Below are 17843 nucleotides of genomic sequence, written 5' to 3'. Positions count from 1 at the left end.
CTTCCATGTATAGATTTGAACAAAAAATAATAACCACCGCATAAAAAAAGGGCCGGATAACCGGCCCCTTTCTAACCTATTAATTTACAGGCAATTATTTTTTCGCTTCAGTCCATTTACCGTCAATGAAGAACGCGGACCAGCCTGTTGCCTTGCCCTCTTTCTCCGATGCAACATATTGCTGCTTGGTTTTACGGCTAAAGCGGACGATGGTTTTATTGCCTTCAGCATCCTGCTGCGGCGCATCGGCCAGGTAACGCAGTTTTTCCGGTAGACGATCGCGGAAGCGGTGTAACTCTTCAACCAATGGCGCGCGGGTTTCGCGTGATTTCGGGAAGGTGTTAGCCGCAAGGAAGACCCCGGCAGCACCGTCACGCAGCACAAAATAAGCATCCGATTTTTCACACTGCAGTTCAGGCAGCGGAACCGGATCTTCCTTCGGCGGCGCAACTTCGCCATTACGCAGGATCTTACGCGTATTTTTACAATCGTCGTTGGTGCAAGCCATGTATTTACCGAAACGCCCCATCTTCAGGTGCATTTCAGAACCACATTTCTCACACTCAACGATGGGGCCGTCGTAACCTTTGATGCGGAACTCACCCTCTTCGATTTCGTAGCCATCGCAGGAAGGGTTATTACCACAGACGTGCAATTTACGCTTCGGATCGATGAGATAGCTGTCCATCGCCGTACCACACTTGCTGCAACGACGCTTAGCACGAAGGGCATTGGTCTCAGCGTCATCGCCTTCCAGTACGTTCAGGACTTCGTTCTCTGGCACCAGATTGATAGTGGTTTTGCAGCGTTCTTTCGGCGACAGTGCATAACCGGAGCAACCCAGGAATACGCCAGTGCTGGCGGTACGAATACCCATTTTACGACCACAGGTCGGGCAATCAATACTGGTCAGTACCATCTGATTCGGGCGCATCCCCCCTTCTTCTGGATCCTTTTCCGCCTGATCAAGCTGACGAGAGAAATCACCAAAGAAGCTATCGAGCACTTTCTTCCATTCCGCTTCGTGGTTGGCCACCTGGTCAAGGCGGTCTTCCATCTGTGCGGTGAAATCGTAGTTCATCAGCTCGCGGAAGTTATCTTCCAGACGGTCGGTAACGATTTCGCCCATCTTTTCTGCATAGAAACGGCGGTTTTCGACACGCACATAGCCACGATCCTGAATGGTCGAAATAATCGATGCGTAGGTCGACGGACGGCCAATACCGCGTTTTTCCAGTTCTTTGACCAGCGATGCTTCGCTAAAGCGGGCAGGCGGCTTGGTAAAGTGCTGAGCGGGCGTCAGTTCAATCAGTGACAGCACATCGCCGGTATTCACAGCCGGTAAAGTACGGTCCTCATCACCTTTACGCAGCGCAGGCATCACTTTGGTCCAGCCGTCGAAGCGCAGAATACGACCACGCGCTTTCAGACGATAATCACCTGCACCCACGGTAATAGTGGTGGAGTCGTACTGCGCTGGCGTCATCTGGCAGGCAACAAACTGGCGCCAGATTAGTTGATACAGTTTCTGCGCATCCGCTTCCATGTCCTTCAGGGAATCGGCTTCCACCGCCACATCTGACGGGCGAATTGCTTCGTGCGCTTCCTGCGAATTCTCTTTGCTGGCGTACTGGTTAGCACTTTCCGGCAGGTATTTTTTGCCGAATTTGCTGCCAATGTAGTCACGCACCATGCTTACGGCATCCTGGCTCAGGTTGGTTGAGTCAGTACGCATATAAGTGATGTAACCCGCTTCATACAGACGCTGAGCCATCATCATGGTTTTCTTCACGCCAAAACCAAGACGGGTACTCGCAGCCTGTTGCAAGGTAGACGTAATGAAAGGTGCACCCGGCTTGCTGCTGGTCGGCTTGTCTTCACGATCGACAACCGTGTAACGCGCTTTTTCCAGCAGGCTGACCGCCGCCATCGTCTGTTCACGATTGACCGGACGGAAAGGTTTATCCCCTTCATGGGTCACGGCCAGAGGAAGCGTATCGCCGCCCGGCGTCGCCGCGCTGGCACCCACTTCCCAGTACTCTTCCGGAACAAACGCTTTGATTTCGCGTTCGCGTTCAACCACCAGACGCACAGCTACGGACTGAACACGCCCTGCGGACAACCCGCGAGCAATTTTCTTCCACAGCAGCGGAGAGACCATGTAACCCACTACACGGTCCATAAAACGGCGCGCCTGTTGAGCATTAACACGGTCAATATTCAACTCACCTGGCTTATCAAAGGCCTGGCGAATGGCGTTTTTGGTAATTTCGTTGAACACCACGCGGCTGTAGCGTGATTCATCACCCCCGATCACTTCCCGCAGGTGCCATGCAATGGCCTCCCCTTCGCGGTCAAGGTCGGTTGCGAGATAGATGTGGTCAGCTTTCTCGGCCAGTGATTTCAGTTCAGAAACCACTTTCTCTTTGCCCGGGAGCACTTCGTAATGTGCATCCCACTCGTTCCATGGGTCGATACCCATGCGATTGACAAGCGCACCGCGCTCATCTTTTTTAGGCTTTTTAGCCGGTTTAGCGGAAGCAGACTCCGCGCTCTTTTTAGGTGCTGAGCCACTGGTCGGCAAATCACGGATATGACCAACGCTGGATTTCACCACGAAGTCATTACCCAGATACTTATTGATCGTTTTGGCTTTTGCCGGGGACTCAACGATGACGAGAGCTTTACCCATATTCACCTTTACCTAATAAAATTCTTCCAGGAATTCGTCGCTCATTACTCAACCGTCCACTGGCGACGAGCCAAATATATAGTGGCGGCGACAATGGATATCAACCGTTTTTACAACCATAAGCAAAACATATCGCTATCAGGTGATTGAGTTGACAGGTTTTTTCTCCTGTCCGCGATACAGCACGACGATTTCGCGGTCGAATGTCAAGCAATTCTGTTGCCAGATTGACGAAAGCGTCACACTGTACCTGATAAAATTTGTTACGCAACTTTATTAGCATGCATTTTCAAAACACGCCAGCACGGCGACCACCTCAAAGCCTTTGCTCAGGCAGGGAAAATTTGCCCACACGCGGTGTGGGGCGTAAACTTGTTAAATTTTTCAGGAGGAGCGAAATGCAAGACTCAGCGCAACCTATTAACCAGCAGTCATTGCTGGAGCTGGCCAATAAAATGATCCGCGAACATGAAGACACCTTATCCGGTATCGTCGCGACCGGTGTGACACAGCGAAATGGCATTCTGGTGTTTAGCGGCGAGTATTATCTTGATGAGCAGGGATTGCCAACCGGGAAGAGTACGGCGGTGTTTAACATGTTCAAGTACCTGGCGCACGAGCTTTCAGAAAAGTACACGCTGACCGATTAAAGCAAAAACGCGAGGCTTTCACCTCGCGTCTTATTGTCTATAGAAAACCCCCAGCTAGGCTGGGGGTTCAGTAAAGCTTTCAGCTTTGAGCCGGATATAAAAACCCCTTTTGATTTGTTAAAACATCTTTGCGGTCTGGCAACTGCAAAAGTTAAACAAGAAATCAAAAGGGGGTCCCAATGGGGGACGAAAAGAGCTTAGCGCACACCCGATGGAACTGTAAATATCACATAGTCTTTGCGCCCAAATACCGCCGACAGGTGTTTTATGGGGAGAAACGCAGAGCAATAGGCGGCATATTAAGAAAGCTATGTGAATGGAAAAACGTCCATATTCTAGAAGCAGAATGCTGTACGGATCACATTCATATGCTTCTGGAAATCCCACCGAAGATGAGTGTGTCGGGGTTCATGGGGTATCTGAAAGGCAAAAGCAGTCTGATGCTTTATGAGCAGTTTGGGGATTTGAAATTCAAGTACAGAAACAGGGAGTTCTGGTGCCGTGGGTACTACGTAGACACGGTGGGTAAGAACACGGCAAAGATACAGGAATACATAAAGCACCAGCTTGAAGAGGATAAGATGGGGGAGCAGTTATCGATCCCTTATCCGGGCAGCCCGTTTACGGGCCGTAAGTAGCGAAGTCTGATGCAAATGTCAGATCGTATGCGCCTGTTAGGGCGCGGCTGGTAACAGAGCCTTATAGGCGCATTTGAAAAACCTCCGGCTATGCCGGAGGATATTTATTCAGAGCAGTGGTTTCTGCCCACGCTGCCACCAGCGCATCAGTAACTTATCGACACTTTCGGTAGCACTGCCGGTGAATCTGTCCATCAGTTTCTTGCGCTGCTGATAACGCAGACCAATAACCTCATGGTTTTCAAACAAGCCCAGCAATAATTCATCACTGGTTCCGACCGCATCAACCAGACCTTTCTCCAGTGCCTGCGTGCCGTACCAGTGCTCGCCCGTCGCCACCTGTTCGATGTCCAGTTGAGGGCGCATCTGGTGGACAAAACCTTTAAACAGGTCATGCGTTTCGTTAAGGCTCTCACGGAATTTCTGCCGCCCTTCTTCCGTGTTCTCCCCTAACAGCGTCAGAGTTCGTTTAAACTGCCCGGCGGTATGCAGTTCAATGTCGATCTCTTTTCCTTTCAGGAAACGGTTGAAGTTCGGAATCTGCGCGACCACGCCAATCGACCCAATAATGGCAAACGGCGCCGCTACTATAGTATCCGCTACACAGGCCATCATATAACCACCGCTGGCAGCGACTTTATCGACGGACACTGTCAGAGGGATCTGCTTATCACGAAGACGTTGCAGTTGAGACGCTGCCAATCCGTAACCGTGGACCACCCCACCCGGGCTTTCCAGACGAAGCACCACGCGATCCTCTGGTTTGGCGAGGGTCAGTACGGTGGTTATCTCTTCGCGCAAACTCCCCACTTCATGGGCATCCATACTTCCTTTGAAATCAAGGACGTAAACGCGGGATTTTGTCGCGGACACTGACTCACCACGTTTCGCTTTAGCTTTGGCCTCTTTTGCCTCCAGCTTGTTTTTTTTCTTTTGGGCTTTATGCCAGAGCTTTTGCTGCGCCTCATCCAATAACGCGACGGCCATCTCCTCCTGCATTTCCTTATATTGTTCGCTCAGACGGGTGATGCGTAACTCTCCCCGCTGACGTTTGCGTTGTGTCAGATTGACAATGAGAATTGCAACAACGGCTATCGCGACAACAACGGTCGCAATTTTGGCCAAAAACAAACCATATTCAGACAGTAATTCCACGCATTCCACCTTGGTTCAGCCACTTAACGTTCGTACCCAGTGTACATGAGGCTTTTAGGCGCGTCTCGCATTGCGAATACCTTGCTGATATCAGATAACTGGCTGGTTTCACATCAATTACCCTGCCACAAGAGCGACTCTCCGCCAGACTGATTGAAATACGCGGCGGTTTAAGGCATAAACCCAACATCAGACTAACCCGCGCAGACCAAGGAGTCAGTGTGCATTACCAGCCACAACGCGACCTGCTACGCAACCATATTATTCTGGTGACCGGAGCCAGCGACGGTATCGGCAAAGAGGCCGCGCTAACCTATGCCGCCCACGGTGCCCGACTTATCTTACTCGGGCGCAATCAGCAGAAACTTCATCAGGTCGCCGACCAGATAGCGCAGGAAGGCGGTCAGGCCGCCAGTGTCTATCTCCTCGACCTGGCAACCTGTTCACCGCAGGATTGCCATACCCTTGCCGGGCAGCTTGCCATCCAGTATCCCCGCCTGGACGGCGTACTGCACAATGCCGGGATATTAGGGGATGTTTGCCCTATGGATCAGCAGAAACCCGACGTTTGGGGTGCTGTTATGCAGGTAAACGTCAACGCCACCTTCTACCTGACCCAGGCACTTCTTCCTTTATTACTCAAAGCCGAAAGCGGCTCACTGGTGTTTACCTCTTCCAGCGTAGGTCGACAGGGTCGGGCAAACTGGGGAGCCTATGCGGCGTCCAAATTTGCCACCGAAGGCATGATGCAGGTGCTTGCTGAAGAGTACCAGAACCGGTTGCGCGTCAATTGTATCAACCCAGGCGGCACACGCACGAGCATGCGTGCAAGCGCATTTCCGTCGGAAGACCCGCAAAAACTGAAAACACCCGCTGATATCATGCCGTTATATTTATGGCTGATGGGTGATGACAGCCGCCGTAAAACCGGCATGACTTTCGACGCCCAACCAGGACGAAAACCGGGGATATCACAATGACTGAAGAACGTTACCAGCAGCGCCAGCAGCGCGTAAAAGAGCGAGTGGATGCTCGTGTTGCGGCAGCGCAGGATGAGCGCGGCATTATTATTGTCTTTACCGGCAACGGTAAGGGAAAAACCACCGCGGCATTTGGCACTGCAACCCGCGCCGTCGGGCACAATAAAAAAGTTGGCGTTATCCAGTTCATTAAAGGCACATGGCCAAATGGTGAACGCAACCTGCTCGAACCGTTGGGCGTTGAGTTCCAGGTGATGGCAACCGGGTTTACCTGGGAAACGCAGAATAAAGAGAGTGATACAGCAGCTTGTCTGGCTGTCTGGGAACATGCACAACGCATGCTGGCTGACCCGACACTGGATATGGTGCTGCTGGATGAGCTGACTTACATGGTGGCGTACGATTATCTGCCGCTGGAGTGGGTACTTGAAGCGCTGGAAAATCGTCCGACTACGCAAACGGTAATTATTACCGGCCGCGGTTGTCACCGGGATATTCTGGAACTGGCGGATACCGTCAGTGAGTTGCGGCCTGTCAAACATGCGTTTGAAGCCGGTGTTAAAGCACAGATCGGCATTGATTACTGAATAAATGCCAGATATCAGATAAGAAAAAAGGGCTTTCGCCCTTTTTTTATTGTCCGTTGCCGTTATTGCGGCTACTGGAACGACGACCACCCGGAGCCTGACGGCTGCTGGTGACCTGAGTGTGACGCTTCACCGCACGACGAATCTGGTTCGCCTTCATACGGCGACGATCTTTTTCTACCGCTACTTTTGAGGTGGTTTCCGGCGTCAATCCAACCAGTTCACGCAGGTAGTTGGTTTGTGCCAGATCCAATTCGGTATAGCCACCACGTGGCAGACCTTTTGGCAGCGGAATATCACCGTAACGAACGCGAATCAGGCGGCTTACCTGCACGCCCACCGCTTCCCACAGGCGACGAACCTCACGGTTACGCCCTTCGGTCAGGGTGACGTTGTACCACTGGTTGATCCCTTCACCACCACTGAATTTGATGGTTTTGAATGCTGCCGGGCCGTCTTCCAGTTGCACGCCGCGTCCGAGGTCGCGCAGTTTAGCTTCATCAATCTGGCCGAAGACGCGAACCGCGTATTCACGCTCAACTTCACGACTTGGATGCATCAGACGGTTAGCCAGTTCACCATCGGTGGTGAACAGCAACAGACCACAGGTGTTAACGTCCAGACGCCCCACAGCAATCCAGCGCGCACCGCGCAGTTTTGGCAGGCGGTCAAAGACGGTCGGACGCCCTTCAGGATCGTTGCGGGTGCAGAGCTCGCCTTCCGGTTTGTAATAGGCCAGCACGCGGCAAATTTGCTCAACGGATTCCTTCACGGAAATAAGATGACCGTCAATACGAATTTTCAAAGCCGGAGTGACTTCAACGCGATCGCCGAGCGTGGCAACTTTACCATCAACGCTCACGCGACCTGCTTCAATAATGGTTTCGATTTCACGGCGGGAGCCGTGACCAGCTCTCGCCAGCACTTTCTGTAACTTCTCGCTCATAGAGCTTTCCTCGGGTGTCGCCTTCACAGGCGTCGAATAAGGTCATCAGGCCGCCGCGGCGCCTGTGAAATGGCCGCGTAGTATACCGACTTGCGTGATTATAAGAAAGGCTTAACGTCGCCCACGCCTTCGCGAATCACCACCGGTGCGTCGTCTGTCAGATCGACCACGGTCGTCGGTTGCTGGCCCAGGTAACCGCCGTGGATAATCAACTCCACCACTTTCTCAAGACGGTCTTTGATCTCATCCGGATCGGATTCAGTAAATTCGCTGCCCGGCAACATCAGTGACGTCGACAGCATCGGTTCGCCGAGCGTTTCGAGCAACGCGACGGCTATCGGGTTAGCAGGCACACGCAGACCAATGGTTTTACGTTTTTCCTGCAGCAGGCGACGAGGAACTTCTTTCGTCCCTTTCAAAATAAAGGTGTAGTTACCCGGCGTGTTGTTTTTGATCAGACGAAACGCCACGTTATCAACAAACGCGTAGGTCGACAGCTCAGATAAATCACGGCACATCAGGGTGAAATTATGCCCGTCAGGCAGCTGACGGATGCGGCAAATCCGCTCCATCGCGCCTTTATCTTCAATTTTGCAACCCAGTGCATATCCGGAGTCGGTCGGATAGACAATAACTCCGCCTTTGCGGACGATATCCACCGCCTGGTTAATCAGGCGCGGCTGCGGGTTATCCGGATGAATATAGAAAAACTGACTCATACTTCCCTCTCTGTAGAGTGTTGCGGCTGCTCCCACTTAAGCCAGACGCCTTCGACTTCCGCCGGAAGCCAGAGCTTGCGTCCCAGTTCAATCCACGGGCAGGGTTGATGAAAATCCGACCCTTGTGAACCCAGTAAACCGAACTGACGGGCATATTCGCCAAGCTGCTTACGTTCATTAGGAGCCTGCTGGCATTGGGCAACTTCCATCGCCTCACCGCCGCTTTGAGCAAAATGCGCCAGCAGTCTTTTCAACCATTTAGCGGATAAATCATAGCGGCCTGGATGCGCCAGTACCGCCGTTCCGCCAGAATGATGAATCACTTCAATAGCTTGTTCTATTGTACACCACTGCGGCGGAACGTAGCCGGTTTTCCCGCGCGCCAGGTACTTTTTAAAGACGTCAGCCACGGAATTGGCTTTACCCTGCTCCACTAAATAACGGGCATAGTGACCACGCGTGATGGCCGCCCCTTTTGCCAGTCGCTGTGCCCCTTCCCAGGCACCGGGGATGTGCGCTTTCTCGAGGCGTTCTGCAATAAGCTGCGCACGCAGTTGACGGCGTTCATGCTGAAGTTGTAAAAACTCACGCATCACCGGATGGGCAATATCAATATTCAAACCCACAATGTGGATTTCGTGGTTTTCCCAGACGGTCGAAATCTCAACGCCGGTAATCAGGCGAAGATTGAGTCCCGCGCGCGCAATTTCTGCCTGAGCAGCGGGGATCCCATCGGTGGTGTCATGATCGGTTATGGCCAGCGTGCCAACGCGCATTTCAACGGCGCGGTGCACCAGATCTTCAGGGCTCAACAGGCCATCAGAGGCCAGCGTGTGGCTGTGCAGGTCGTAAATAATAGCGTAATTCGTGTCGCTCAAACGCGGCTCCAGTACGGGGTGAATCAGAGTTTGCGCGCTATCATAACGTTACAGGCTGATTTTCTGAAATCAGGGTTGACTTTCCCCTCTCGAACTAGTTAACTAGTACGCAAGTTCACTCAACGAGGTATCGCTCATGAATACGCACTTTTCTCTGAACAACCGCTGGTGGCGCACTCCCTGATACGGGCTGTGTCTCCGTGCGTATTCTGCACACCGATACCTGGCCCGCCATTTGTGCGGGCTTTTTTATGGAACACAATGAATGAGAGCGACGATGCAAACGCAAAAACCGACACTCGAACTACTGACCAGCAACGCACTTTACCGGGAGAACCCGACCGCGTTGTTCCACCAACTCTGCGGCGCTCGCCCGGCAACTCTGCTGCTGGAATCTGCCGATATCGACAGCAAAAACGATTTAAAAAGCCTGCTGCTGGTTGATAGTGCGCTGCGTATTACCGCGTTAGGTGACACCGTCACTATTGAGGCAATGAGCGCCAATGGCGCGTCACTGCTGCCTCTGCTGGATGCTACACTCCCTGCCGGTGTGGAAAATACCGTCAAACCGACAGGACGTGAACTGCGCTTCCCGCCGGTGAGTCAGTTGCTGGATGAAGATGCCCGCCTCTGCTCACTCTCCGTGTTTGATGCCTTCCGCCTGCTGCAGGATCTGGTCAACGTGCCGGAAGATGAGCGCGAAGCGATGTTCTTTGGCGGTCTGTTTGCCTACGACCTGGTGGCCGGGTTTGAAGATTTACCAGCCCTGAATCATGACCGTCGCTGCCCGGATTACTGCTTCTACCTGGCAGAAAGCTTACTGGTTATCGATCACCAGAAACAGCAGACCCGCATTCAGGTCAGCCTGTTCTCTGACAACATCGAAGAGAAAGCACGTCTCACCCAGCGGGTTGAAACACTGCGCCAGCAGTTGAATGAACCGCCGGTCCCGCTACCGGTCGAGAATGTCGGCAACATGCGCGTTGAATGCAATCAGAGCGATGAAGAGTACGGGGCCGTTGTGCGTCAGATGCAAAAAGCCATTCGTGCCGGGGAGATTTTCCAGGTAGTGCCATCCCGCCGTTTCACGCTGCCGTGCCCTTCTCCATTGGCTGCTTATGAAGTGCTGAAAAAGAGCAATCCAAGCCCGTACATGTTCTTTATGCAGGATGCGGATTTTGCCCTCTTCGGCGCGTCCCCGGAAAGTTCGCTGAAATACGATGCCACGTCCCGTCAAATTGAGATCTACCCGATTGCAGGTACCCGTCCACGCGGACGCCATGCAGACGGCACGCTGGATCGCGATCTGGACAGCCGCATTGAACTGGACATGCGCACCGACCACAAAGAACTGTCTGAACATCTGATGCTGGTCGATTTGGCGCGTAATGACCTGGCGCGTATCTGCACCCCAGGGAGTCGTTATGTTGCTGACCTCACCAAAGTGGATCGCTACTCCTTCGTCATGCATCTGGTATCCCGCGTGGTGGGTGAACTGCGCCACGACCTGGACGTGCTGCACGCTTACCGTGCCTGCATGAACATGGGCACCCTGAGCGGTGCGCCGAAAGTTCGCGCGATGCAATTGATTGCCGATGCAGAGGGTTCACGTCGCGGTAGCTACGGCGGCGCAGTGGGTTACTTCACTGCTCACGGCGATCTGGATACGTGCATCGTGATTCGTTCCGCCTGGGTCGAAGATGGCATTGCAACTGTTCAAGCCGGAGCTGGTGTTGTGCTGGACTCTATCCCGCAGTCTGAAGCGGATGAAACCCGTAATAAAGCCCGCGCTGTTTTGCGCGCCATTGCTAAAGCGCATAACGCCGAGGAGACGTTCTGATGGCCGACATTCTGCTGCTCGATAATATTGATTCCTTTACTTACAACCTCGCCGACCAGTTGCGTGCGAGCGGGCACAACGTGGTGATTTACCGTAACCACGTTCCGGCACAAACGTTAATTGAGCGTCTGGGGACCATGAAAAACCCGGTGCTGATGCTGTCACCCGGCCCTGGCGCGCCGTCCGAAGCCGGTTGCATGCCGGAGTTACTGACCCGTATGCGCGGCAAACTGCCGATTATCGGTATTTGCCTCGGCCATCAGGCCATTGTGGAAGCCTACGGTGGCTATGTTGGTCAGGCAGGTGAAATCCTCCACGGCAAGGCCTCCAGCATTGAACATGACAATCAGGCGATGTTTGCCGGGCTGCCAAATCCGCTGCCGGTTGCCCGTTACCATTCCCTTGTTGGCAGCAACATCCCGGCAGGATTGACCATCAACGCCCATTTCAATGGCATGGTGATGGCCGTTCGCCACGACGCTGACCGGGTGTGCGGATTCCAGTTCCACCCGGAATCTATTCTGACAGCGCAGGGTGCGCGTCTGCTGGAACAGACGCTTGCCTGGGCGCTGCAGAAACTGGAGCAGACCAACACGCTGCAACCGATTTTGGAAAAGCTCTATCAGGCACAGACACTGAGCCAACAGGAGAGCCATCAGCTGTTCTCTGCGGTGGTTCGTGGTGAGCTTAAACCTGAGCAACTGGCCGCGGCGCTGGTCAGCATGAAAGTGCGCGGCGAGCATCCGAACGAGATCGCCGGAGCGGCAACCGCACTGCTGGAAAACGCAGCCCCCTTCCCGCGCCCGGATTACGCATTTGCCGATATCGTCGGAACCGGTGGCGACGGTAGCAACAGTATCAATATTTCTACTGCCAGCGCGTTTGTGGCGGCAGCCTGTGGATTAAAAGTCGCCAAACACGGTAACCGCAGCGTTTCCAGCCGTTCCGGCTCGTCAGATCTGCTGGCCGCGTTTGGCATCAATCTGGACATGAATGCTGACAAATCCCGTGCAGCGCTGGATGAGTTGGGTGTGTGCTTCCTGTTCGCACCGAAGTATCACACCGGATTCCGCCACGCGATGCCGGTACGCCAACAGCTGAAAACACGCACCCTGTTCAACGTGTTGGGCCCTTTGATTAACCCGGCGCACCCGCCACTGGCACTGATTGGCGTCTACAGTCCGGAACTGGTACTGCCGATTGCCGAAACACTGCGGGTGCTGGGTTATCAGCGTGCTGCTGTCGTGCACAGCGGCGGGATGGATGAAGTCTCCCTGCATGCACCGACGGTGGTAGCGGAGCTGCATGAAGGCGAAATCAAGAGTTACCAGTTGACCGCAGCAGACTTCGGTCTGACGCCTTATCATCAGGAGGCGCTGGCAGGCGGCACGCCGGAAGAAAACCGTGACATTCTGACCCGCTTATTACAAGGTAAAGGTGAAGCTGCCCATGAGGCCGCCGTCGCGGCTAACGTAGCAATGTTGATGCGTTTGCACGGTGAAGAAGATTTGCAGGCCAATGCGCAGAAGGTGCTGGATGTACTCCATAACGGCACCGCGTACGACAAAGTCGCCCAACTTGCGGCAAGAGGATAAAAAATGCAGACCGTTTTAGCGAAAATCGTCGCAGATAAGGCGATTTGGGTAGCTGCCCGTAAGGAACAACAACCGCTGGCCAGTTTTCAGAACGATGTGGTGCCCAGCACCCGCCGTTTTTACGATGCCCTGCAGGGAACGCGCACTGCATTTATTCTTGAGTGTAAAAAAGCCTCCCCGTCGAAAGGGGTGATTCGTGATGATTTTGATCCGGCACGCATTGCTGAAGTGTATAAGCATCATGCCTCCGCGATTTCTGTCCTGACCGACGAGAAATATTTCCAGGGCAGCTTTGATTTCCTGCCCATTGTGAGCAGAATCGCCCACCAGCCGATTCTGTGTAAGGACTTCATTATTGACCCTTACCAGATTTATCTGGCGCGTTTCTACCAGGCGGACGCTTGCCTGCTGATGCTTTCGGTACTTGACGACGAACAGTATCGCCAGCTCTCTGCGGTAGCACATAGCCTCAACATGGGTGTGCTGACGGAAGTCAGTAACGAAGAAGAACTGGAACGCGCCATTGCCCTTAATGCCAAAGTGGTCGGCATTAACAACCGTGACCTGCGTGATTTGTCTATCGACCTGAATCGTACACGCCAGTTGGCCCCACGTCTGGGTGCTGGCGTCACCGTGATCAGCGAGTCGGGCATTAATACCTACGCTCAGGTGCGTGAGCTCAGCCATTTCGCCAACGGCTTTTTAATCGGTTCAGCAATGATGTCGCACGGCGACCTCGATGCTGCCGTGAAACGTGTATTGCTTGGTGAGAATAAGGTCTGTGGTTTGACCCGCCCTGAGGATGCGCAGGCTGCGCACGAAGCCGGAGCCATCTACGGCGGATTGATTTTTGTGCCCTCTTCGCCACGCGCCGTCGATGTGGCGCAGGCTAAAACCGTGATGACCGCCGCGGCGCTGCAATATGTCGGTGTATTCCGCGATAGCCCGCTTCAGGACGTCGTCGATACCGTCAAACAACTGGGTCTGGTTGCGGTACAACTGCATGGCAGTGAGGACCAGGGTTACATCAATGCGTTACGTGACCAATTGCCAGACGATGTAAAAATCTGGAAGGCACTTAGCGTGCAAGAGACGCTGCCAGCGCGCAACTTACAGCACGTCGACAAATACGTATTTGATAACGGTCAGGGTGGAACAGGCCAGCGCTTTGACTGGTCGCTACTGGCGGGCCAAACGCTGGATAACGTTTTGCTGGCCGGTGGACTTGGCGCAGATAACTGCGTAGACGCGGCCAAAACCGGATGTTCCGGACTTGATTTCAATTCAGGCGTAGAGTCTGAGCCGGGAAAAAAAGATGCCACTAAGCTGGCCTCGGTATTCCGTACTCTGCGAGCCTACTAAGGAAGAAAACGATGACGACTTTATTAAATCCCTATTTTGGTGAGTTTGGCGGTATGTACGTCCCGCAGATCCTGATGCCCGCACTGCGCCAGCTTGAAGAGGCCTTTGTCAGCGCACAGAAAGATCCTGAGTTTCAGGCCCAGTTTACAGATCTGTTGAAAAACTACGCCGGTCGCCCGACAGCACTGACCAAATGCCAGAACCTGACGGCGGGCACCAAAACGACGCTTTACCTTAAGCGTGAAGATCTGCTGCACGGCGGTGCGCACAAAACCAACCAGGTGCTAGGTCAGGCGCTGCTGGCAAAACGCATGGGTAAAACCGAAATTATCGCTGAAACCGGTGCCGGTCAGCACGGTGTGGCCTCAGCGCTGGCGAGCGCCCTGCTGGGTCTGAAATGCCGCATCTACATGGGGGCAAAAGACGTGGAGCGCCAGTCGCCGAACGTCTTCCGTATGCGCCTGATGGGGGCGGAAGTGATTCCGGTACATAGCGGCTCTTCTACGCTGAAAGACGCCTGTAACGAAGCCTTGCGCGACTGGTCTGGCAGCTACGACACCGCGCACTACATGCTGGGAACCGCTGCAGGCCCACACCCGTTCCCGACCATTGTGCGTGAATTCCAGCGCATGATTGGCGAAGAGACCAAAGCGCAGATCCTCGAAAAAGAGGGACGTCTGCCGGATGCAGTTATCGCCTGCGTAGGTGGTGGTTCCAACGCCATCGGCATGTTCGCTGACTTTATTGACGAGACCGCTGTCGGCCTGATTGGTGTTGAACCGGCAGGACACGGCATTGAAACGGGCGAGCATGGTGCGCCACTGAAACACGGGCGTGTTGGTATCTATTTCGGTATGAAATCACCGATGATGCAGACCGACGAAGGGCAAATTGAAGAGTCGTACTCTATCTCTGCGGGTCTGGACTTCCCGTCCGTTGGACCTCAGCACGCCTACCTGAACAGCATTGGCCGTGCGGATTATGTCTCCATTACTGATGACGAAGCGCTGGATGCTTTTAAAGCCTTGTGCCGCAGCGAAGGGATTATCCCTGCGCTGGAATCTTCTCACGCCCTCGCCCATGCCCTGAAAATGGCCAAAGAGAACCCGGAGAAAGAGCAACTTCTGGTGGTGAACCTGTCAGGCCGCGGGGACAAAGACATCTTTACCGTACACGATATTCTGAAAGCGCGAGGGGAAATCTGATGGAACGCTACGAACAGCTTTTTAAACAGTTGCACGAACGCAAGGAAGGCGCTTTTGTTCCCTTCGTGACCTTAGGCGATCCGTCACCGGAGCAGTCATTAAAGATAATCGACACCCTGATTGAAGCTGGCGCAGACGCGCTGGAATTAGGGATTCCGTTCTCCGATCCGCTGGCTGACGGCCCTACCATCCAGAATGCGGCGCTGCGTGCTTTTGCATCGGGTGTTACCCCGACGCAGTGTTTCGAAATGCTGGCAGCGATCCGCCAGAAGCACCCCACCATTCCAATTGGCCTGCTGATGTATGCAAACCTGGTGTTCAGCCGTGGTATTGATGAGTTTTACGCGCAGTGTGCGAAAGCCGGTGTGGATTCTGTTCTGATCGCAGATGTGCCGATTGAAGAATCGGCACCGTTTCGTCAGGCGGCATTACGCCATAACGTCGCGCCAATCTTTATCTGCCCACCAAATGCCGACGACGAGCTTCTGCGTCAGATTGCCTCTTTCGGTCGCGGCTACACCTATCTGCTCTCCCGTGCGGGTGTGACGGGTGCTGAAAATCGCGCAGCGTTGCCGTTGCATCATTTAATCGAAAAACTGACGGAATACCATGCTGCACCACCGCTGCAAGGTTTCGGGATATCCGCACCGGATCAGGTGACTGCCGCTATCGGAGCCGGTGCTGCAGGCGCGATTTCCGGATCGGCAATTGTGAAAATTATCGAGAAGAATCTCGATAACCCGTCCGTCATGCTGGATGAACTCGGTGCGTTTGTTCGGGCCATGAAAGCCGGTACGCGTCAGTAAATCACGGTTCTACCCTGCTGTCGGATGCACTATCCGGCGGCAGGTGTGATCAAGGTCATTAATCACTTTTGCCCACCTTAGCTACCCCCAACTTATCATTGCCCCCGCTTATATTTCGCTCAATAATGCCACAGGAAGTAAGGGTAACGAATACTGTCTGGCACTCAGGCGCCACTGGCATTCGTTAAATCAGGCAATGATTTGGGTAAGGATGTCCGTATGTTCAGCAAGGCCGCACTGATAAGAGGCTGGTTTACCATCACCACCATTTTTACCTGTTTTACCCTCGGTATTATTATCGGGCACCAGTTTTTTGGCGATTCCCGCATTCCCTGGCTGGTTGGGGCACTTGCCGCCATGATCATAAACTGGGGTTGTTACCCTGATTTGCGCAAACTGCTGTAGTAAGGCTTAACTTACGATGACTGGCCGCAATGCGGCCAGAAGAGACGCTGACTATCAGAAGCGATAACCCGCCGAGAACATGAAGACCCACGGGTCCAGACGGGTACTGACGCTCTGTTGTTGACCACCAGCCTTAAATCGCACGTCCGTATCGATATCCATGTACCAGACCGACGCATTAATCAGCCAGTCACGGTTAATCAAATAATCCAGACCCGCCACGCCCGCAGCACCCCACGAATTCTTCAGGCTCAAATCAGAGAGCCCAGCTTCTTTACCGGTGTCGTTGAATTTTTCATTAAAGAACATCGTGTAATTAATGCCCGCACCGATATAAGGGCGGAACTTGCTGCCTGCGTCGCCAAAATACCACTGTGCGACGAGCGAAGGGGGAAGATGCTGGATGGTGGCTATCGTCCCGGTCGGTCCAGTACCCACCTTATGGCGAAACGGTGACGCGGCCAGTAACTCAATCCCGACGTTTTCGGTCGCCATGTACGTCATGGTTAAACCAAGCTGCGTGTTATTGCTGACGTTAAAACTGCCCAGACTTCCTAACACATTATCCGATCCTTCCGTAGGTCTGACGGTTGCAGAACCGGCGCGAATAAAAAACTCACCGGCTTCATGCGCCAACGCGCTTCCAGATACGCTACTCAGAATCAGTGCTGCCACGGCTACTTTCTTCATGTCCACTCCATGTATGTGGTTTTATAGGCGCCGTGAATATAACCACTAATGAGTAGAAAGTGATCGAACAGAGATCACATTCCATTCATGAATTTAACCTTTATTGATCTACATTAATTTTCACCACCAGAATGAGAACTTAAATACTGTAATCACATCAATTTACTCATGAAATTATGTTAAAAATAAACCATTGAGCCCCTCTTGTTCTTCGCAAAATCCGGCGATAATTTAAACCACTCCCTCACAATATTGATGCGTAGTGAATACAGGTGTGCCATGAGCGATCTCAACCCGTGCATGTCGTGCGGAGCCTGTTGTGCGTATTTTCGGGTCTCGTTTTATTGGGCTGAAGCAGACGATGCGGGAGGCCCCGTACCCACTTATCTGACCGAACCCGTCACTCCTTTTTTGCGCTGCATGAATGGAACAAATCAGCAACCATGCCGTTGTATAGCGCTTGCAGGGAATCCCGGTGAATCGACCCAATGCCAGATCTATTTCAACCGACCGTCGACCTGTCGGGAATTTTTGATGTCAGGGGAGAATGGGAAACCGAATGAAGCCTGCGATCGGGCTCGTGCACAATTTCAATTACCGCCGCTTTACAAAGATATGCTTTTCCATACGTGTGCTGATGCTGCCACCGACGGGTCATCCAGGGTACAATTACGCTGAATTTAACATTGCAGAAC

General features: G+C 53.3%; 17 protein-coding genes and 1 other annotated feature. Of the genes, 11 read left to right on the top strand and 6 right to left on the bottom strand.

Annotated features, from left to right (window positions below; genetic code table 11):
* Positions 1–94 precede the first annotated feature (94 nt).
* Positions 95–2692 (bottom strand): type I DNA topoisomerase, encoded by a 2598-nt coding sequence (gene topA / locus AC5JPW_RS24745; RefSeq protein ID WP_494244042.1) that lies wholly within the window; start codon positions 2690–2692, stop codon positions 95–97.
* 398 nt (positions 2693–3090) lie between these two features.
* Between topA and AC5JPW_RS24740 the strand changes: the two genes are divergently transcribed.
* Together AC5JPW_RS24740 and tnpA are read left to right on the top strand one after the other, a co-directional pair.
* On the top strand, positions 3091–3342 hold the full coding sequence (locus AC5JPW_RS24740; RefSeq protein WP_494244040.1) for a YciN family protein: 252 nt from the start codon (positions 3091–3093) through the stop codon (positions 3340–3342).
* A 179-nt stretch (positions 3343–3521) separates the two neighbouring features.
* Entirely contained in the window at positions 3522–3980 is a 459-nt protein-coding gene (gene tnpA / locus AC5JPW_RS24735) for an IS200/IS605 family transposase (protein WP_494238354.1), read from the top strand.
* Positions 3981–4088: 108 nt separating this feature from the next.
* On the opposite strand, the gene sohB is transcribed toward tnpA, so the two are convergent.
* On the bottom strand, positions 4089–5135 hold the full coding sequence (gene sohB, locus AC5JPW_RS24730) for a protease SohB (RefSeq protein ID WP_494244039.1): 1047 nt from the start codon (positions 5133–5135) through the stop codon (positions 4089–4091).
* 221 nt (positions 5136–5356) lie between these two features.
* Here sohB and AC5JPW_RS24725 point away from each other — a divergent pair, with 221 nt between their 5' ends.
* Both AC5JPW_RS24725 and cobO read left to right on the top strand, forming a co-directional pair.
* Positions 5357–6115 (top strand): YciK family oxidoreductase, encoded by a 759-nt coding sequence (locus AC5JPW_RS24725; protein WP_494244037.1) that lies wholly within the window; start codon positions 5357–5359, stop codon positions 6113–6115.
* A complete protein-coding gene (gene cobO, locus AC5JPW_RS24720) occupies positions 6112–6702 on the top strand; it encodes a cob(I)yrinic acid a,c-diamide adenosyltransferase (RefSeq protein WP_494244035.1) in 591 nt (196 codons plus the stop codon). The genes AC5JPW_RS24725 and cobO overlap by 4 nt, the downstream gene beginning before the upstream one ends.
* Positions 6703–6748: 46 nt before the next feature.
* Here cobO and rluB read toward each other — a convergent pair whose 3' ends face one another.
* The 3 genes from rluB to rnm all read right to left on the bottom strand — a co-directional run bounded on the left by rluB (position 6749) and on the right by rnm (position 9245).
* Complete coding sequence (gene rluB, locus AC5JPW_RS24715) at positions 6749–7648, bottom strand: 23S rRNA pseudouridine(2605) synthase RluB (RefSeq protein ID WP_494244033.1); 900 nt, start codon at positions 7646–7648, stop codon at positions 6749–6751.
* A gap of 98 nt (positions 7649–7746) precedes the next feature.
* Entirely contained in the window at positions 7747–8367 is a 621-nt protein-coding gene (locus AC5JPW_RS24710) for an L-threonylcarbamoyladenylate synthase (protein ID WP_494244031.1), read from the bottom strand.
* Entirely contained in the window at positions 8364–9245 is an 882-nt protein-coding gene (gene rnm / locus AC5JPW_RS24705; protein ID WP_494244030.1) for an RNase RNM, read from the bottom strand. The genes AC5JPW_RS24710 and rnm overlap by 4 nt, the downstream gene beginning before the upstream one ends.
* A 160-nt stretch (positions 9246–9405) precedes the next feature.
* Positions 9406–9498, top strand: a sequence feature (Trp leader region).
* 24 nt (positions 9499–9522) lie between these two features.
* Here rnm and AC5JPW_RS24700 point away from each other — a divergent pair.
* The 6 genes from AC5JPW_RS24700 (at position 9523) to AC5JPW_RS24675 (ending at position 16458) form a co-directional block, all read left to right on the top strand.
* Entirely contained in the window at positions 9523–11085 is a 1563-nt protein-coding gene (locus AC5JPW_RS24700) for an anthranilate synthase component 1 (RefSeq protein ID WP_494244028.1), read from the top strand.
* A complete protein-coding gene (trpD, locus tag AC5JPW_RS24695; RefSeq protein WP_494244026.1) occupies positions 11085–12680 on the top strand; it encodes a bifunctional anthranilate synthase glutamate amidotransferase component TrpG/anthranilate phosphoribosyltransferase TrpD in 1596 nt (531 codons plus the stop codon). The genes AC5JPW_RS24700 and trpD overlap by 1 nt, the downstream gene beginning before the upstream one ends.
* Before the next feature lie 3 nt (positions 12681–12683).
* Positions 12684–14042 (top strand): bifunctional indole-3-glycerol-phosphate synthase TrpC/phosphoribosylanthranilate isomerase TrpF, encoded by a 1359-nt coding sequence (trpCF, locus tag AC5JPW_RS24690; RefSeq protein WP_494244024.1) that lies wholly within the window; start codon positions 12684–12686, stop codon positions 14040–14042.
* Positions 14043–14053: 11 nt separating this feature from the next.
* Positions 14054–15247, top strand: coding sequence for a tryptophan synthase subunit beta (gene trpB / locus AC5JPW_RS24685; RefSeq protein WP_494244023.1), 1194 nt, complete (start codon positions 14054–14056; stop codon positions 15245–15247).
* Positions 15247–16053, top strand: a complete 807-nt coding sequence (gene trpA / locus AC5JPW_RS24680; RefSeq protein ID WP_494244021.1) for a tryptophan synthase subunit alpha — start codon at positions 15247–15249, stop codon at positions 16051–16053. The genes trpB and trpA overlap by 1 nt, the downstream gene beginning before the upstream one ends.
* A 219-nt stretch (positions 16054–16272) precedes the next feature.
* Positions 16273–16458, top strand: a complete 186-nt coding sequence (locus tag AC5JPW_RS24675) for a hypothetical protein (protein ID WP_494244019.1) — start codon at positions 16273–16275, stop codon at positions 16456–16458.
* A gap of 54 nt (positions 16459–16512) precedes the next feature.
* Here AC5JPW_RS24675 and ompW read toward each other — a convergent pair whose 3' ends face one another.
* Positions 16513–17148, bottom strand: a complete 636-nt coding sequence (gene ompW / locus AC5JPW_RS24670) for an outer membrane protein OmpW (protein ID WP_494244017.1) — start codon at positions 17146–17148, stop codon at positions 16513–16515.
* A 279-nt stretch (positions 17149–17427) separates the two neighbouring features.
* Between ompW and AC5JPW_RS24665 the strand changes: the two genes are divergently transcribed.
* Entirely contained in the window at positions 17428–17826 is a 399-nt protein-coding gene (locus tag AC5JPW_RS24665) for a YkgJ family cysteine cluster protein (RefSeq protein ID WP_494244015.1), read from the top strand.
* Positions 17827–17843: the final 17 nt, after the last annotated feature.

This window comes from Phytobacter sp. (genome assembly GCF_059074235.1).
This window is presented reverse-complemented; position numbering and strand designations above follow the sequence as displayed.